The sequence below is a fragment of the Achromobacter colocynthidis genome, assembly GCF_057334535.1.
Genome location: NZ_JBHFIZ010000037.1, coordinates 227,034 through 243,244 on the forward strand (window position 1 = coordinate 227,034; position 16,211 = coordinate 243,244).

Sequence of the window (16,211 nt, forward strand, 5' to 3'; positions counted from 1 at the left end):
AATGTAGGATGGGTGCAGCGCGGGTTGGCCTGGGCAAGAAGATTACGGCGATCGCGCGGAACCCATCATGCGCCTTGTGGCTGAACCCGTTGAGAATTCGGCGTTGCTTGATGGGTTTGCGCGTTGTGCGATCTCTTTCTTCTTTGAACAATCTCGCGCTACACCCATCCTACGATCGTGTCGGCACGCGGAATGTAGGATGGGTGCAGCGCGGGTTGGCCTGGGCAAGAAGATTACGGCGATCGCGCGGAACCCATCATGCGCCTTGTGGCTGAACCCGTTGAGAATTCGGCGTTGCTTGATGGGTTTGCGCGTTGTGCGATCTCTTTCTTCTTTGAACAATCTCGCGCTACACCCATCCTACGATCGTGTCGGCACGCGGAATGTAGGATGGGTGCAGCGCGGGTTGGCCTGGGCAAGAAGATTACGGCGATCGCGCGGAACCCATCATGCGCCTTGTGGCTGAACCCGTTGAGAATTCGGCGTTGCTTGATGGGTTTGCGCGTTGTGCGATCTCTTTCTTCTTTGAACAATCTCGCGCTACACCCATCCTACGATCGTGTCGGCACGCGGAATGTAGGATGGGTGCAGCGCGGGTTGGCCTGGGCAAGAAGATTGCGCCGATCGCGCGGAACCCATCATCCCGCCCCATCCCCCCGCCGCCCCATCGCCCCGCCACATCATCCTGCCCCATCCCCACGCCGCCCCATCCCCCCATCCCCGCCTTGTCAGAACTTCGCCGTCAGGTTCACGAACACGCTTCTGGGTTCGCCGTAATACACCTGGCTCGCCACGCCGCCCAGGTAGTACTTCTTGTCGAACAAATTATTCACGTTCAACTGCGCCGACAAGGCCGAGCTGAAGTCATACCGCGCCATCAGGTTGTAAATCGCATAGGCCTTTTGCTTGGCGGTGACCGTATCGCTGCCCGCGCTGACCTGGCTATACGTTGAAATCTGCCAGTTGACGCCGCCGCCCACGGTCAGTTTGCTCCAGTCGCCGGGCAAGCGGTAGGTGGTGAACAGCTTGGCCATTGCTCTCGGGCGCTCGGTGTTCACGGACACGCCCTGGGCATCGCGGCTGGTGTAATACGTGCCGCCCGCGTAGGCGTTCCAGCCCGGCGCCAGCATGCCGCTAACTTCCAGTTCCACGCCCTTGGTCGTGACGCCGTCGGCGGTGGTGTAGGCCTGTTCGAACGAGCCTGGCACCAGCGCGTCGCCGTCCAGCACCGCGACCTTGCTCTGCTTGACCTTGAACAGCGCAATCGACGTGTTCAACCTGCCGTCCAGGTATTCGCCCTTGACGCCCACTTCGTAGTTCTGGCCTTGCACCGGGTCCAGGTAATTGCCGTTGCGGTCGCGGTTCTCCTGCGGTTGGAAGATATCCGTGTAGCTGACGTAGGTGGAATAGGTGTTGTTGATGTCGTAGACCACGCCCGCGTAGGGTATGAACTGCGAATCTTTCTGGTCGCGCGTGTCGGACTTGGATTGCCAGGTGGCGTAGCGCCCGCCCGTGATGGCGGTAAGGCTGTCGGTCAGCGACCAGCGGACGGCGGCATACGCGCCCTCTTGGTGCGTGACCGTGCCGCGCAGGGTCGCGTCCGTCCACGTGGGTTGGGCAAACGAGCCGTCCCATTGGTAGAAGTTGCCGGTGCTGGCGAGCGACGCGCTGTCGAAGCCGTAGCGGTAGAAGTCTTCACCATACCGGCTGCGCATGGCACCCACCACCGCCTCATGCTTGCGGCCAAGCAGCGTGAACGGGCCCTTGGCCTGCACATCCAGCGAGGTCTGTTGCGCGTAGGAATTCCAGTAGCCCGGCAGCGCCCGCAGGCCCGTGCCCGTCTCGCGGTCCAGCGCGCCGTACAGGTACAGCAGCTTGGCGTCGTACTTGCTCTTGCGCTGCGACCAGTCCGCGCGCACTTCCCAGTCGCTGTCAAAACGGTGCGACAGCGTGGCGAACATGGTCTGGTTGGTGGTGTGCCAATACGTCCAGTCCGCCGCGGTGGTCTTGGACCGCCGCCAATCGGTGGCGGTGCCGTCGCTGAACACCACGGGCAGGCTGCCCCAGGTTGAACCGCGCGGACGCTTGTCCTGGTAGTCGGCACCCACGCTCAAGGTGGTGTTGGGCGTGAGGTCGGCGTCGATCACGCCGTAGAACACCTTCTTGTTGGCCTGGTAGAGGTCGATATAGGAATCGCGGCCCTGGTACAGCGCGACCATGCGGGCGCGCACCGTGCCAGCCTCGTTCAGCGGCGTGGACATGTCCAGCGTGCCGCGATACTGGTTCCACGAGCCGAAGCCCGCGCTGACCGAGCCCGTGAAGGTCTTGCTGTTGGCGTGCTTGCGCACCAGGTTGATCGACGCGCCGGGGTTGCCCGCGCCGGTCATCAAGCCCGTTGCGCCGCGCACCACTTCAATGCGGTCGTAGATGAAGGAATCGTTATCGGATTCGCCATACATCGACAGGCCGATGGTCGTGGGCACGCCGTCGTATTGCAGGCTGTCGATGTAGAAGCCGCGCGACCAGAAGTCGGTGCGATCGGTGTCTTCGCTGACGACCTGCACGCCCACCACGTTGCCCATCACCTCGTCCAGCGAACGCAGGTTCTGGTCATCGATGCGCTGGCGCGTCACCACGCTGACGGACTGCGGCGTCTCGCGCAGCGACAGCGTCAGGCCGGTGGCCGCCGACGAGGCCGGGGTGGTGTAGGAACCCGTGCCCTCGGTCACCGTCGGATCCGAATTGCCCAGCACCGTCACGGGCGCCAGGCTGGCCACGCCGGCGTCGCGCGCCAGGATGATGCTGTCGCCTTGCCAGCGGTACGTCACGCCCGTGCCTTGCAGCAGGCCGCGCAAGGCTTCTTCGGGCGCCAGGCTGCCGCGCAGCCCACGGGTGTTCAGGCCGGCGACCACGTCGGGCGCGTAGAACACGCGCACCTTGGTCTGGGCCGCCCATTGCAGCAGCGCGTCGCCCAAGGGCTGCGCGCCGATATTGATCGACACCGGCGCGTTCTGCGCCTGCGCGGCATCCGGTATCACGCCCAGCCCCACCCCCAGCGCCAGGCTCAACGCCACCACCAGGGAAGAATGCATGAAGCGCGGGGCTGCGCCGGCGCGGCGCGGCGCCGCATGGGAATACCTGTGTGCAAAGAGAGTCACGACTACCTGCTGTTTCGGTTCAACGTTGGACGGGGGTGGCGGGGGCCGGTCAAAGAAGCTCGGCGCCCTTGCCTTCCTTCGTAGAACGAATCAAACGCGGATAAACCTGAATCTCATTCCCATTTATTTTGTAACCGTGGCGGCGTCGCCAGGACTGGCATGGGTATTGACGTAAATATCGATCGGCCCGCCGGGGCGCGGGGTCAGCCGCACCGGCGCCACCGCGGGCAAGGCGTCGACCAGCGCCTCGGGCCGGTCCAGCGTGAACGAGGCCGACACGCGCAGGCGCCCCGCCTTGTCGTCCGCCAGCCGGAGCGGCGTCGCCAAATAGCGGTTCATTTCCTGCACCACGTCGACAAGCGGCGCGTTCTTGAACACCACGCGGCCTTCGCGCCAAGCCGTGTCGGTCGATACATCGGCGGGCGCGGGCACGCCGATCGCGCCGCTGCCCGGCACGCGGATGCCATGGCCCGCCCGCAGCACCGCATGGCCCAGGTTCCACCAATGGCCGCCCGACACCTGCACCGTGCCCGACTCCACCAGCACCCGCACCTGATCGGCGTCGCGGCGCACGTCGAACACCGTGCCCGTCACGCGCACCACGCCGCTGCCGGCATCCACGGTGAAGGGACGCGCCGCATCGGCGGCAACCGTGAAATTGATTTCGCCTTGCTCCAGCACCACGTCGCGGCGTTCGGCATATAGCTTGACCTGGGCGCGTGTGTCGCCGTTGACCTCCAGCACGGAACCGTCGGGCAAGCTCAGTTGGCGGCGTTCACCGCGGTCGGTGCTGACCAGCGTGGTGAACGTGGGCGCCTGCACCGGCATGCTCCACCACACGCCCAAGGCCACCACGGCCACGGCCGCACAGGCCAGGGCAATGCGCAAGGAGAACAGGCGTTGGGATGGCGCTTTCCGCCGCACCGCACCCGGCCGCGCCGGCACCGGTCCGCCAAGCAGGGATTCCACCTGGCTGCGCGACAGACCTGCCGCCGCGCTTCCCAACTGCTGCATGCGGTCGAACTCGCGCGCCCCCTCGGGGTGCTCGCGCCGCCACCGGGCAAACGCGCGCCGGGCGCGGCGCGTCAGCTCGCCCGAATGCCAGCGCGCGAACCACCACGCGGCGGTGGCGGGTTCGCGCGGTTCATCGCGATTGTTCATGAAAGACATCGTCATGGGGTGTGGTCACGCAGCCGGTCGCGCACATGCTCGATGGCGCGCATGACGTAGCGCTCGATCATATTCTTGGACAGGCCCATGTGCTGCGCCACTTCGGCCTGCGTCCAGCCTTCGATGCGGTTCAGCACGAAAGCCTGGCGGCACTTGGGCGGCAATTCCGCCAGCACATTGGCCAGGTCGTCGGCCAGCCGCGACGCGCGCAAGGACGCCTCGGGGTCATCCACCCTCAGTTGATCGGCTTCGTCCAGTTCGTCCCACGGCACGTGTTCGGCGCGGTCCTGCCGCCGCCAGCGATCAATCAGCCGATGCCCCGCCGCCTGAAACAGATAGCCGCGCGCCTTGAGCGCCACGCTGGCGTCGGCCTTCAGCAGGCGTTCAATGGCGTCGTGCGCGGCGTCTTCGGCGTCGTGTCGGTTGCCCGTGCGGCGGCTCCATACGCCCACCAGCTCGTCGTAATAGGCGAGCCAGCCGGTGCGAGGGGAGGAAGAGCGGGACATGAGCCGGGCGGGGGCAGTCAAAAAAACAGGGTGGCGAATTTTACAAATAATTCTCATTATCGCAACCACTGATTTCAAGCGCCCGACGGTCCGGCTAGTAATCCATCGGGATATGGGCTTGCGCCGCGCGTATTTCCTGAATGTGGCGTTCGGCCTCTTCCCGCTCGGCCGCTGGCGGCAACGGCCGCCAACTCACCATGTTGCCGGGCGTCTTCACCGGCATCCAGCCCAGCACGCTGTATAGCGTGATGGCGGTGCGTCCCGTATCAAAGCGTGTTTCGTAGTAGCCCTGCCGGTCCGGCGCGGTATCGCCGGACGTCCAATCCAACTGCGACATCCACGTCTCCTTTGCTGAAGCGGTTAGGCAAGCGCGCCGGCCCCTTCATGGCCCGACGCCGCTTCATCGTAAAGCGTGCTTCGTGTGCCCATGAAGCCACCTTGCGCCCGCTTTGCAATTCTTGACAGAGGGATATCCCTAGGATTACGCCAGGTACACCTTTATTTAATGCCAATGAACGGCAGGGCCGAGCCGGGCACCTGCGTGGCCGGCAGTACGCCGTCCCACTTCTCAACGGCGTTCAGGCTCACCAGATTGGTGTTGGCGGCCAAGGCTTCGGCCTTGGCGCGAATCGACGCCGCCTCGGCGTCGCCGCGCATGCGGATGCCGTCGGCCTCTGCCGTGAATTGCTGGCGACGCGCATCGGCCTCGGCACGCGCTTTGACCACCTGGATCTCGGCGTTGATCATGGCCGTTTCTTTCTGCTGGCGCGTGGTCTCGATCTGCACCTGGGCCAGCATGCGCTGTTCGATGGAATGCTCGTAAGCCTGCGAGAAACCCACTTCCTCGATTTGCACGCCCACCACCTGCACCGGCGCGCCGTCCATCGTCTTGAGCACGGCGGTGTTCACATCCAGGCCCAGCTTCTGGCGTTCCTGGATGGCGCGCACGGCGGTGTACTGGCCGAACACGTTCTTCACGGCATCGGGCGTCTTGCGTTCCAGCACGCGCATCTGCAGATTCTCGATGGTGCCGTATTCCGAATAGAGCTCGGCCACGTGCTCGGGCGGCACGCGGTAGGTGACGGACACGCGCAGTTGCGCCGGCTGCTGGTCGTAGCTATAGGCTTCCAGCTTCTCGAACACGAACGTGTGGTCGCGCACCGACACCATCATCACGTTGTCGATGAACGGCGTCTTGAAATCCAGCCCGGGTTCCGACACGCGCACCAGCTTGCCGTTGCGCAGCACCACGCCGCGCTCGCCCTGGTCTACCTGGAACCATGAACCGAAAGCAATGAAAAGGATCAGCAGAAAAAGCAGGCCGGTAATGATGGCGACCTTGATGTTGCGCGGCTTGACCGCGCCAATCGTCTTGACCATCTGAATATCTGTCGGCTTCACTTCGAGTCCTTTTCTGATTTTGTACGTTTACGGTCCGAGAGCACGGCCGCGATGCCTCGCGCGAGCAAATAAGCGACCACGGCCGCCCCTACCAAGATCAGGAAATACCTCATCGCGCGTCCCCCCCGGAAAAGAAGCACCGGATTCTAGCCCCTGAAAGGGACGGATTAAGCATCCAATGCGCCCGCAATGTTGCCAGACATTTCTAGACGTTGCGAGCCATCGAATGACGGTAATTGCATGGGTTCGACAGCGCCGCGCGCGCGCCCTCGCACGCTTGCTCGCATCAGGCCGCAGACTGTTACGCCATCCGCTTTGGGCCATCTGCTACCGTGAAGTTTCGCCCCGCCGGCAAGCGTCCGGCGCCAAAGATGGAGACCGAATGCCTCGTCCTTCCGAGTCCACCCCCTTGATTGGCGTGATACCCCCCTACGTGCTGGACCGCCTGGCGCAACACAGCGACGCGCGCGTCAGCATGCCCGCCGTCAAGACCCTGATCATCGACCAGCAGCAGCGGGGCTTGCGCGAAATGTCGGCGCAACCCTCGCGCGCCACGCCATCACCGTCCGCCTCGCGCTCGCCTCCCGGCGTGCCGGAACGCGCGGTACACGACGCGCAAAACACCACCACCTTGCCCGGCACGCTGGTGCGCGCCGAAGGCCGCCCGGCCAGCGGCGACGTGGCGGTGGACGAGGCCTATGCGCACCTGGGCGCCACCTACAAACTGTTTTGGGACATCTACAAGCGCCATTCCATCGACGGCCACGGGCTGCCGCTGGTGGGCACCGTGCATTACGGCGAGGACTACGAAAACGCCTTCTGGAATGGCGCGCAGATGGTCTTTGGTGATGGCGACGGCGAGATCTTCAACCGCTTCACCGTGGCCGTCGACATCATCGGCCATGAACTCACGCACGGCGTGATCGACTCCGAAGCCGCCCTGCTCTACCAAGGCCAGTCCGGCGCCCTGAACGAATCGCTGTGCGACGTGTTCGGCGCGCTGGTCAAGCAGTACGCGCTGGGCCAAAACGCGCGGCAAGCGGATTGGCTGGTGGGCGCGGGGCTGTTCACCGAGAAGGTCAATGCGCGCGCGCTGCGATCCATGTCGGAACCCGGCAGCGCCTACGACGACCCGGCGTTGGGCAAAGACCCGCAACCCGCCCACATGCGCGACTACGTTGATACCCCGCGCGACAACGGCGGCGTGCACATCAATTCCGGCATTCCGAACCGCGCGTTTTTCCTGGCGGCGACCTCACTGGACGGGCCGGCGTGGAAAGGCGCCGGGCGCGTCTGGTACGACACGCTGTGCGACAAGCGCCTGCGCCACGATGCCGACTTCAAGGCCTTCGCTACCCTGACGTCGACCGTGGCCGCCGAACGCCACGACGCAGACGTGCAAACCGCGGTGGCACAAGCCTGGGCCGCCGTAGGAGTCCTGCCATGATCGAACTGCCCCCCCTGGATCTGGTGCTGCTGGTACGGCTGACCCGCGAAGGTGGCGTGGCGTACCTGCCCGCCCTTACGCAACCGCGCAGTATCAACTTGGCCACCTGCGCCCCCGAGGTGCGCCAGGAGGTTGGCGACGCGCTGCAACGCGCGGCCCCGCGTGCGGTGCCGGACTGCGCGCAAGCGGGCGGCGACCAACGCTACTTCCATATCGAAATCGTGCTGGACCGCGACGAGCAAAGCGCCATCAGTTTCGACGTGCCCGAAGCCGACGCGCCCGACACGCTGATGCGGCTATGGAAGGCGCACGCCGCGCCCCTAAGCTGAGGGTTTGGTCACCACGTGGCGCATTGCCTCCGGCAGCATGGCCACCTGCAGCACCGCCCCGTAGCGTCCGCCGCCTAACGCGCCGTGGTGGACACCGGCTGCGGCGCCGACGCGCGCGGCCCGCCGATCTGGATGGCGCGGCCCGCGTACAGGCCGACGACGGCCATCGCCACGCACAAGGCGGCGCACAGCCCCAGAGCCACGCTCCATCCGCCCAAACGGTCATGCAGCGCACCCATCAAGGCGGGGCCGCTGGCGGCGAACAGATAGCCAACGCACTGCGCCATGCCCGACAAGGCCGCCGCCTGCTGCGCGTGGCGCGCACGCAGGCCCACGAAGGCCAAACCCAAAATGATGCCGCCGCCCGTGCCCAGCCCCAGCAGCACGATCCACGCCGTTGCCCAACCCGGCACGGCGATCAGGCCCACGAACGCCACCAAGGACGACGCGGCCGCGCAGAACGCCGCGCCGCGCTGGTCTTTCAGACGGCGCACCACCGGCGCCAGGAACAAGGCGGGGCCGGCGGACATGAGTTGCAGCAGTCCATGCAGCGAGCCGGCGCGCTCGGCCGAATAGCCGGCATCGCGCAAAATGGCCGGCAGCCAACTGACGCCCACATAGAACACGAAAGAGTTGATGCCCAGGTACAAGGTCACCTGCCAGGCCAGCGGCGAATGCCACAGGCGGCCGCCGTGCGGCGCATGCGCGGTGGTGGAAGCCGGCGGCGTGTGATGCGTCAACTGCGGCAGCCACAACAGCATGCTGGCCACCGGCAAGACCAACAGGCACAGCGTGGAAAAGCGCCAACCATCCACGGCCAGCCCCCAGGACAAGCCCGCCAGCGGAATCGCAACGGCCGACGCCACGCCCGCCGCGATGCTCATCGTCAACACATAGGCCGACGTCAGCCCGGCAACGCGCTGCGGAAAGTCGCGCTTAAGCAGGCTGGGCAACAGCACATTGCCGATGGCAATGCCAGACCCGATGATGGCCGTGCCCACATACAGCCCCGCAGCCGTGCCCTGCGTGCGTACCACGATGCCGACCGCAATCAGCACCATGGCGCCGAACAGCGTGCGCTCCAAGCCATGGCGGCGCGCCAGGCCCGCGGCGAATAGCGACACCACCGCAAACGCCAGCAAGGGCAAGGTGATCAGCATGCCGGCCGCCGTGGACGTCAGGCCCAGTTGTTCACGGATCATGCCGATCAGCGGCGGCACGCCCGTAATGGGCGCACGCAACGCCATGGCGATGCAAAGAATGCCCAGGATGAGCCACACCGGACGGCTGCCGGAACGAAGAGATGAGGGAAGTCGATTCATGCCGCAAGCTTACGCAGGCGCGCCTTTACCGAATTTCGAGACAATGACAAACTATCCCGAAATTCAGCCAACCAAGTCCGGCGCCCCCCTTTTCCCCCGCGCATGCATCCGTTCCCGCCCACGCCCTTCGACCCTGACTCCACCTCGCAGCCTGCCTTCGCGATGCCGGTGGACGGGGCGGACCGCGACAACGAATCCCCCACGCATCGCCACCACATGGGCCAGCTTGTGCTGGCGCTGCGCGGCGGCGTCACCTGCTCGGTGCCGCAAGGGCTATGGATGGTGCCGCCCCAATGCGGCGTGTGGATTACCGGCGGCGTGCCGCACAGCAACCGCGTTACCGCCAATGGCCGCGTCTACTTCCTGTTCGTTCCATCCGACGCCTCGGGCCTGCCCGACGAATGCTGCACGCTGGCGATCACGCCCTTGGTACGCGAACTGATCGTGCACCTGGCCGCGTTGCCGGCGGCCGAGGGGCCCGCCGGCGCCAACCGGCAACTGGCGGACGTGCTGATCGAACAACTGCGCCGCATGCCCACTGAACGCCTGCATCTGCCGCTGTCCGACCACCCCCGGCTGCGTGAGATCGCCACCGCGCTGAATGCGGACCCCGCCGACCGCAGCACGGTGGCCCAATGGGGCAAGCGCGTTGCCATGAGCGAACGCACGCTGGCGCGACTGGTGCAGCAAGAGGTCGGCATGAGCTTCGGCCGCTGGCGCCAGCAACTGCACATCATCGTGGCCTTGCAGCGCTTGTCGGCAGGCGTGTCCGTGCAGCGCACCGCCGAAGACCTGGGCTATGAATCCGTCAGCGCCTTCATCACCATGTTCAAGAAGACACTGGGCAAAACCCCGGCCCGCTATTTTGCCGACAAGTCGCAGGACCCGGCATCGCCCAGCGCGCCTAGTCGTGCTTCGGCCCGGCCACGATGAACAAGCGCGGGAACGGCAGCAACACCGTGCCATCCGCCAGCGCGGGATAGGCCTCGGCGATCAGCGCCTGATAGCGCGCCAGAAAGCTCGCCTGCTCGGCGGCGTCCAGCTTGTCCAGATACGGCCGCAGCGCCGTGCCCTTGAACCATTCCACCACCGCCGCCGCGCCGGCCAGCGGATGGTGATAGGTGGTGCGCCATACATCCAGCACGCCGCAATGCGGCTTCAGCAATTCGTAGTACCACGACGCGCTGTGGCGCGGCGGGTGTTTCACGCCACCCGTCTTCGCGGCCCACGGCGCCTCGCCGGCCACCTGACGCGCCAGGCGGTGCGCGGGTTCTTCCATGTTGTCGGGCGTTTGCACGGCCAGGCTGCCGCCGGGCGCCAGCTTGCCCACCAGGCGCGGATACAGCGTGGCATGGTCGGGCACCCATTGCAGCGCGGCGTTCGCCAGGATCACGTCGTACTGCCGGGGCGGGTTCCAGGTGGCAATGTCGGCCAATTCGAACTGCACGCCCGGCAGGCGCTTGCGCGCGGCATCGATCATGTCCTGCGAGCTGTCCATGCCGGTGACCACGGCGTCGGGGTAGCGCGCAGCCAGCACTTCGGTGGAATTGCCCGGCCCGCAGCCCAGGTCCACCGCCAGCCCGACGGCTTGGTTCGGCAAGGCGGCGACCAGGTCGCGCACGGGCCGGGTGCGTTCGTTTTCAAAGGCGGAATATTGCTTGGCGGACCAACTGTTGTTGCTCGTGGTGTGACTCATGGCGGCTCCTTGCTGAAGGACGGATACGCCGGGACTCTACGCCTGGCCGTGTCATATTACAAATACGTAGCCACGCCATTTTTCATATCGAATGCCTATGGCACAGCGCAAAGAAAAACCGCCGAACAAAGCCGGCGGGTGGGAATGAAAAACCGGCGGACCAGCCGGCGGTTTGGGGACTGCGTAGATATCGCTTACTGCGTCGTCAACGTATCCGAGCGGGTTTTCCACAAGGAGAACAACACACCACCCAAGATCAGGCTGAAGGTCACGCCCAGCGACACCGCCGCGGGCACCTTGCCGATGAAGCCGACCAGGAAGATCTTCGTACCGATGAACACCAGCACCAGAGCCAGCGCGTACTTCAGGTAGTGGAAGCGGTGGATCATGGCGGCCAGGGCAAAGTACAGCGCACGCAGGCCCAGGATGGCGAAGATGTTGCTGGTGTAGACAATGAACGGGTCCGTCGTGATGGCGAAGATGGCAGGCACCGAATCCACCGCGAACACCAGGTCAACAAACTCGATCAGCACCAGGGCCAGCAGCAGCGGGGTCGCAAAGCGCACCTTCTTGTTGGAGGCCGGGTCCGTTTCGGTGACCACGAACGCATTGCCGCGCAGGCCTTCCGTCACACGCATATGGCGCTTCAGGAACTTCAGGATCGGGTTGGTGGCGATGTCCGGCGTCTGGTCGGCAATCATCCACATCTTGATGCCCGTGAACACCAGGAACGCGCCGAACAAATACAGCAGCCAGCCAAAGTTACTGACCAACGCGGCGCCCAGGCCAATCATGATGGCGCGCAGCACGATCACGCCCAGAATGCCCCAGAACAACACGCGATGCTGGTACTGGCGGGGAATCGCGAAGAAGCTGAAGATCAGCGCGATCACGAAGACGTTGTCCATGGACAGCGATTTCTCGATCATGAAGCCCGTGTAATAGGCCATGCCGCTGGTCGCGCCCAACTGCCACCACACCCAGCCGCCGAACAGCAGCGCGGCGGTAATGTAGCCACCCGACAGCAACAGGCTTTCACGCACGCCGATCTCGCGGTCTTCCTTGTGCAGCACGCCCAGGTCAAAGGCCAGCAGGCTGACGACAATGCTCACGAACAGGAGCCAGGCCCAGGTCGGTGTCCCTAAAAAGTCATTGGTGAAGAATGTGATCAAAGTGTCCATGATTGCCCCGCTGTGTTCGAAGGTGCCCATGATCCGGATTTGAGCCCAACCGAGAAACCAGCCTGAAAGTGAGTTAAGGTTCGAAAAAACCGAAGTAAAGACGAGCACATGCTGAACTACCGACACCTGTATTACTTCTGGATGGTTGCCAAGGAAGGCGGCTTTTCCCGGGCCGCCGAACGGCTGGACATGGCCATCCAGACCATCAGCGCCCAAGTGCGCGATCTGGAAAAAAACCTGGGCCACCAGTTGCTGAAGCCCGCCGGGCGCGGCGTGACCCTGACCGACGCCGGCAAGGCCGCTTTCGCGCGCGCCGAAGAGATCTTCCAGATTGGCCATGTGCTGCCGCAGGAAGTGCGCGCGGCCGCCACCAAGCCCGTCATCCGGCTGTCCGTGGGTCTGTCCGACGGCATCTCGAAGCTGGCGGCGCACGCCTTGCTGGGCCCCGTGCTGGACACGCCCGACCTGCGCCTGACCTGTCACGAAGGCGAAGTGGAAGAGCTGCTGGGTGAACTGGCGCAACACCATCTGGACCTGGTGCTGGCCGGCCAGGGCGCGCCCGCCAACCCCAACCTGCGCCTGACCAGCGACCGCCTGGTGTCGTCGGCGGTGGACTGGTACGGCCCGGCGCGGCTGGTGCGCAAGGCCGATACGCAGGATTTCCCGCGCTGCCTGGAGCGGCTGCCCGTGCTGCTGCCCACCGGCCATTCCGTGCTGCGCCAGACGCTGGACCGCTGGTTCGGCGAACAGGGCGTGCTGCCCAATGTGGTGGGCGAATTCGAAGACAGCGCGCTGATGTCGGTGTTTGCCGCGCGCGGGCTGGGCGTATTCCCGCTCAGCCGGCTGGGCGGCGACGATATCGGCCTGCTGCGCGGCCTGCGCCCGCTGGCCCGCTGCGACGACGTGCATGAAGAAATCCACGCCATCCGCAACCGCCGTGGCCAGCACCATCCCTTGGTCCAAGCCGTGCTGGCGCACGCCAAGACTTCGGTTTTTTCTTAATGTTTGTCACACGTACTCTGGTTTTTTAGAAATAGAATTCGCTTTATCGTGGCCCCTCTTTTGAATCGGAGTACCACTGCAATGAAGAAAATCATCTGGCTCACCTTCGCCGTGCTTGCCGCGCTCTGGACGGGGTTGGTGGCGCTGACCCTGCAACTGACCGACTGGGTGCTGGCCACCATCTCTACCGCGCAGGTGCCGGGCAGCGCGCTGGACACGTCCCAATGGGTTGCGCCCGCGTGGGCCGCGGGCTGGGTAGACCCGGCCTGGCTGGCGTCGCTGCAAGGCGGCCTGGTGTGGGCCGCGCAGGGCCTGAACCAGATCTTGCCGGTGGCGGGCAGCCTGGGCACCTTGATCGCGGTGCTTGGCTGGATCTTCTGGGGCTTCATCATGGTTGGCCTGCTGGCGCTGGCCATGGTCTTGCACTGGCTGGCGGGCAAGCGCGAGCAGGCCAACGCGGCGCCTGGCCGCCAGGTGGTGTAATACCGGCAGGCAACGCGCCGGCCGGTACGCTGCCCCTACACAGGAGCGTGCCTTGCCCACTCGAACCGTCCCCGCCCCGACTTTTTCCGCCATGTTGGCCGTGGCTTGCCTGCTACCCCTGGGCGCCTCGGCAGCCACGCCGGTGTCGCCCAGCAATACCGGCGTGGACATCTGCACCGTTGCCGGCACGTCAGGGCAGTACAGCGTGCGGGTGCGCAATACGGGGGCCGCGCCGCTGGCGCGTGTCGACGTCACCGGCGTGCATCTGAACGCCGCCGGCCAGGCCACTGAACCGGTCAACGTCAGCCTGACGGACATTCCGCCCACCAAATACAAAACGGCCATCCTGGCGCGGCGCGGCGAATCCGCCGCCCTGGACCGTATCGTCACCTATACCCTGGTCGACGGAAAACCCGTGCCCCAACAAGAGCTGTTCGCGGGCAAGGTGGCGCACGTGTCGCCCGGCTCCGCGCTGCAATACACGCTGGCGCCGCTGGCCGTGCGCGGCTGGACGGTGGCGTATGGTTCGCCCAATGCCGCCAGGCTGGAGGCCGGCAGCGCCGTCATCCTGAGCTACCCGGTGCGCAGCGGCAAACAGCCCGCCACGCGGCCCGAGGCCGGTCGTACGCCGACGGCGGTAGCGCCGCTGGCGCCGTGCAATCAAGACTGATCAGGTGCCGGCAAGCAGGTCACGCTCGTTCAAGAGCGCATAGACGATTTCAGGCTTGTTCTCGAACCCCCGGCGTATGGCGGCGGGCAGCGCGGTGCGCGTCTTGCGGCACAAGCCCGGCGCGTCTTCCAACTGAATCGCAATGCCGCGAGACGTACGCACTTCGTTATCGCTGGGCGTAATCACGATCACGATGCCCAACTGGGCCTGGATGCGGCCCTGCATGGCGCGCAGGTCGTCCAGGCTGCTGATGTTTTCCAGCCGCGCAACCAGCCGTGTTTGTTCTTCCTTGGTCAGCCGCAGGATGCGGATATCCGCGGCGGGGTCCGCCAACAGGGTGTCGCGGTCGCACATACAGGCGCCCGGCGGACATTCTTGGCGGATGGGAAAGGGAAAGTTCATGGCGAAAAAACGCGCGACGACGCACAAGGCCTGGACAACACCAGACCGTCAATTCTACTCAAGATGCCAAGCCGCCCGCCGCCGCGCGCTGCTCGTTTTCCCGCACGGCGCTGCGGTATATTGCCCCCCTTGATCGACGCTGGGAGAGGCGCGTGAAACGGATTTTTCTGGTGGCCGCATTGGCCGCGTGCGCGGGGCAGGTGCAGGCGCAGGTGCAAGCCGCCCCGCGCAACGTTCCGTTTTCCATCAAGACGGGCCTGCCGGGCGTGGTCACCGTCAGCAGCGGCGATACGCAGCAAGCCACCGTGCGTGTGGGCGATGGCCCCGAGCAGCCGCTGGGCAGCTTCGATGCCGATGCGGTCGACCAGATCCAAGCCGTGGACATCAACCATGACGGCTACCGCGACCTGATATTGGGTCAAAGCGGCGGCAGCACGCAGCTTTTTGCACGGCTCTTCCTATACCGGCCCGACCATGGGACTTTCCAGGAAATCGTGCACCCCGACCCATCCAGCCCTTGCCGAGGCTTCGTCAACCCGGTCATCGACGAAAAACAAGCCGTGATTCATGTGGCATGCCGCTATGGCGCCGCCAGCAACGGCTTCGAAGACTACGTGCTGCGATCCGACGGCACGGCGCGTGCCACGTCCTGGGGGACGCAGGCGCTGTTCGGCCTGGAAAGCGAGGCCGCCGAACTCAGCTACCGCTTTCGTGAAGACGGGTCGATTGACCGCATCGACATCGAAGGCGAAGGCTCGCCACTGGAAGGCGGCGCCGTGCCGGTCAGCAAGCTGGATCTGACCGACACCCCAGACGTCAACGCCACCCCCACCATGGCCGCCACCGAAGGCGAACACCTGGACGTCGTGGCCCTGCGCCCGCCCGACTGGCTGCAAGTGCGCTACGCCAGCAAGACGGCGGGCGTCGTAATGAAGTGGGTGCGCTATGCGGATCTGCGCGTGGACAAGCACCGGCTGGTGGCGCCGTCGTCGCCTCGCCCACTGACGCTGGATCTTGCCGACACGCTGGCCGACTGGAATGGCGAGGACGGCGGCCAGTTCATCGTCAGCGTGGCCAACACCAGTGACGCGCCCGTGGCCTTGAATGCGCCGCGTGTCTGGCTGCTGCTGACCAACGCACAGGGCCACCGCATCCTGCACCCGCTTTACCAGCGCGACGCCGACACCCTGCCCCCCGCCAACCCGCTGGGCCTGGCCCGCGACCCGATCGTCTGGGCCGCCGGCGAAGACGGCAAGCCGGCCTACCTGCTGAACGACAACGGCTACAGCAACGTGCCGTTCCTGCCCGCGCTGGCGCCGGGCAAGTACCGAGCGGCCGTCGTACTGACCGACCCAGGCAATCTTGCCCAGCCCATCGTGTCCAACGAAATCAGCTTTGATTACCCCTTGCCGCAACGACCGCCCGCCTCGCAATAGGCGCGTTG

At 65.3% G+C, this 16,211-nt stretch carries 16 protein-coding genes; 7 read left to right on the forward strand and 9 right to left on the reverse strand.

Annotated features, from left to right (window positions below; genetic code table 11):
* Window positions 1-728: 728 nt before the first annotated feature.
* The 5 genes from fhuE to ACE04A_RS20845 all read right to left on the reverse strand — a co-directional run bounded on the left by fhuE (window position 729) and on the right by ACE04A_RS20845 (window position 6,214).
* Window positions 729-3,092 carry a ferric-rhodotorulic acid/ferric-coprogen receptor FhuE gene (gene fhuE, locus ACE04A_RS20825; RefSeq protein WP_448718066.1) on the reverse strand — a complete coding sequence of 788 codons (2,364 nt, stop codon included), beginning with the start codon at window positions 3,090-3,092 and terminating at the stop codon, window positions 729-731.
* 189 nt (window positions 3,093-3,281) lie between these two features.
* A complete protein-coding gene (locus ACE04A_RS20830; RefSeq protein ID WP_485820469.1) occupies window positions 3,282-4,319 on the reverse strand; it encodes a FecR family protein in 1,038 nt (345 codons plus the stop codon).
* A gap of 11 nt (window positions 4,320-4,330) precedes the next feature.
* Entirely contained in the window at window positions 4,331-4,834 is a 504-nt protein-coding gene (locus ACE04A_RS20835; protein WP_050450110.1) for an RNA polymerase sigma factor, read from the reverse strand.
* A gap of 94 nt (window positions 4,835-4,928) precedes the next feature.
* Complete coding sequence (locus ACE04A_RS20840; protein ID WP_050450109.1) at window positions 4,929-5,171, reverse strand: hypothetical protein; 243 nt, start codon at window positions 5,169-5,171, stop codon at window positions 4,929-4,931.
* A 161-nt stretch (window positions 5,172-5,332) separates the two neighbouring features.
* Window positions 5,333-6,214, reverse strand: coding sequence for a prohibitin family protein (locus tag ACE04A_RS20845; protein WP_259251481.1), 882 nt, complete (start codon window positions 6,212-6,214; stop codon window positions 5,333-5,335).
* 403 nt (window positions 6,215-6,617) lie between these two features.
* On the opposite strand from ACE04A_RS20845, the gene ACE04A_RS20850 reads away from it, so the two are divergent.
* Entirely contained in the window at window positions 6,618-7,682 is a 1,065-nt protein-coding gene (locus tag ACE04A_RS20850; RefSeq protein ID WP_259249829.1) for a M4 family metallopeptidase, read from the forward strand.
* Window positions 7,679-8,011, forward strand: coding sequence for a protealysin inhibitor emfourin (locus tag ACE04A_RS20855; protein ID WP_259249831.1), 333 nt, complete (start codon window positions 7,679-7,681; stop codon window positions 8,009-8,011). The genes ACE04A_RS20850 and ACE04A_RS20855 overlap by 4 nt, the downstream gene beginning before the upstream one ends.
* A gap of 74 nt (window positions 8,012-8,085) precedes the next feature.
* Here the strand turns inward: ACE04A_RS20855 and ACE04A_RS20860 are convergent, their stop codons facing one another.
* Window positions 8,086-9,333: an MFS transporter gene (locus ACE04A_RS20860; protein WP_259249833.1), complete on the reverse strand. Its 1,248-nt coding sequence runs from the start codon at window positions 9,331-9,333 to the stop codon at window positions 8,086-8,088.
* Between the two features lie 102 nt (window positions 9,334-9,435).
* On the opposite strand from ACE04A_RS20860, the gene ACE04A_RS20865 reads away from it, so the two are divergent.
* The gene (locus ACE04A_RS20865; protein WP_485820470.1) at window positions 9,436-10,266 is read left to right on the forward strand and encodes an AraC family transcriptional regulator; all 831 of its coding nucleotides are present in this window, start codon (window positions 9,436-9,438) and stop codon (window positions 10,264-10,266) included.
* On the opposite strand, the gene tam is transcribed toward ACE04A_RS20865, so the two are convergent.
* Window positions 10,238-11,029 carry a trans-aconitate 2-methyltransferase gene (tam, locus tag ACE04A_RS20870; RefSeq protein ID WP_485820471.1) on the reverse strand — a complete coding sequence of 264 codons (792 nt, stop codon included), beginning with the start codon at window positions 11,027-11,029 and terminating at the stop codon, window positions 10,238-10,240. The genes ACE04A_RS20865 and tam overlap by 29 nt on opposite strands.
* 194 nt (window positions 11,030-11,223) lie before the next feature.
* Window positions 11,224-12,210, reverse strand: a complete 987-nt coding sequence (locus tag ACE04A_RS20875) for a TerC family protein (protein WP_050450119.1) — start codon at window positions 12,208-12,210, stop codon at window positions 11,224-11,226.
* Window positions 12,211-12,318: 108 nt separating this feature from the next.
* On the opposite strand from ACE04A_RS20875, the gene ACE04A_RS20880 reads away from it, so the two are divergent.
* The 3 genes from ACE04A_RS20880 to ACE04A_RS20890 all read left to right on the forward strand — a co-directional run bounded on the left by ACE04A_RS20880 (window position 12,319) and on the right by ACE04A_RS20890 (window position 14,365).
* On the forward strand, window positions 12,319-13,212 hold the full coding sequence (locus ACE04A_RS20880; protein WP_448718058.1) for a LysR family transcriptional regulator: 894 nt from the start codon (window positions 12,319-12,321) through the stop codon (window positions 13,210-13,212).
* Window positions 13,213-13,293: 81 nt separating this feature from the next.
* On the forward strand, window positions 13,294-13,695 hold the full coding sequence (locus tag ACE04A_RS20885; protein ID WP_259249842.1) for a hypothetical protein: 402 nt from the start codon (window positions 13,294-13,296) through the stop codon (window positions 13,693-13,695).
* A gap of 52 nt (window positions 13,696-13,747) precedes the next feature.
* On the forward strand, window positions 13,748-14,365 hold the full coding sequence (locus tag ACE04A_RS20890; protein WP_448718057.1) for a hypothetical protein: 618 nt from the start codon (window positions 13,748-13,750) through the stop codon (window positions 14,363-14,365).
* Here the strand turns inward: ACE04A_RS20890 and ACE04A_RS20895 are convergent, their stop codons facing one another.
* Complete coding sequence (locus tag ACE04A_RS20895; RefSeq protein ID WP_485820472.1) at window positions 14,366-14,767, reverse strand: hypothetical protein; 402 nt, start codon at window positions 14,765-14,767, stop codon at window positions 14,366-14,368.
* 152 nt (window positions 14,768-14,919) lie between these two features.
* Here ACE04A_RS20895 and ACE04A_RS20900 point away from each other — a divergent pair, with 152 nt between their 5' ends.
* Window positions 14,920-16,203: an XAC2610-related protein gene (locus ACE04A_RS20900; RefSeq protein WP_448718056.1), complete on the forward strand. Its 1,284-nt coding sequence runs from the start codon at window positions 14,920-14,922 to the stop codon at window positions 16,201-16,203.
* Window positions 16,204-16,211: the final 8 nt, after the last annotated feature.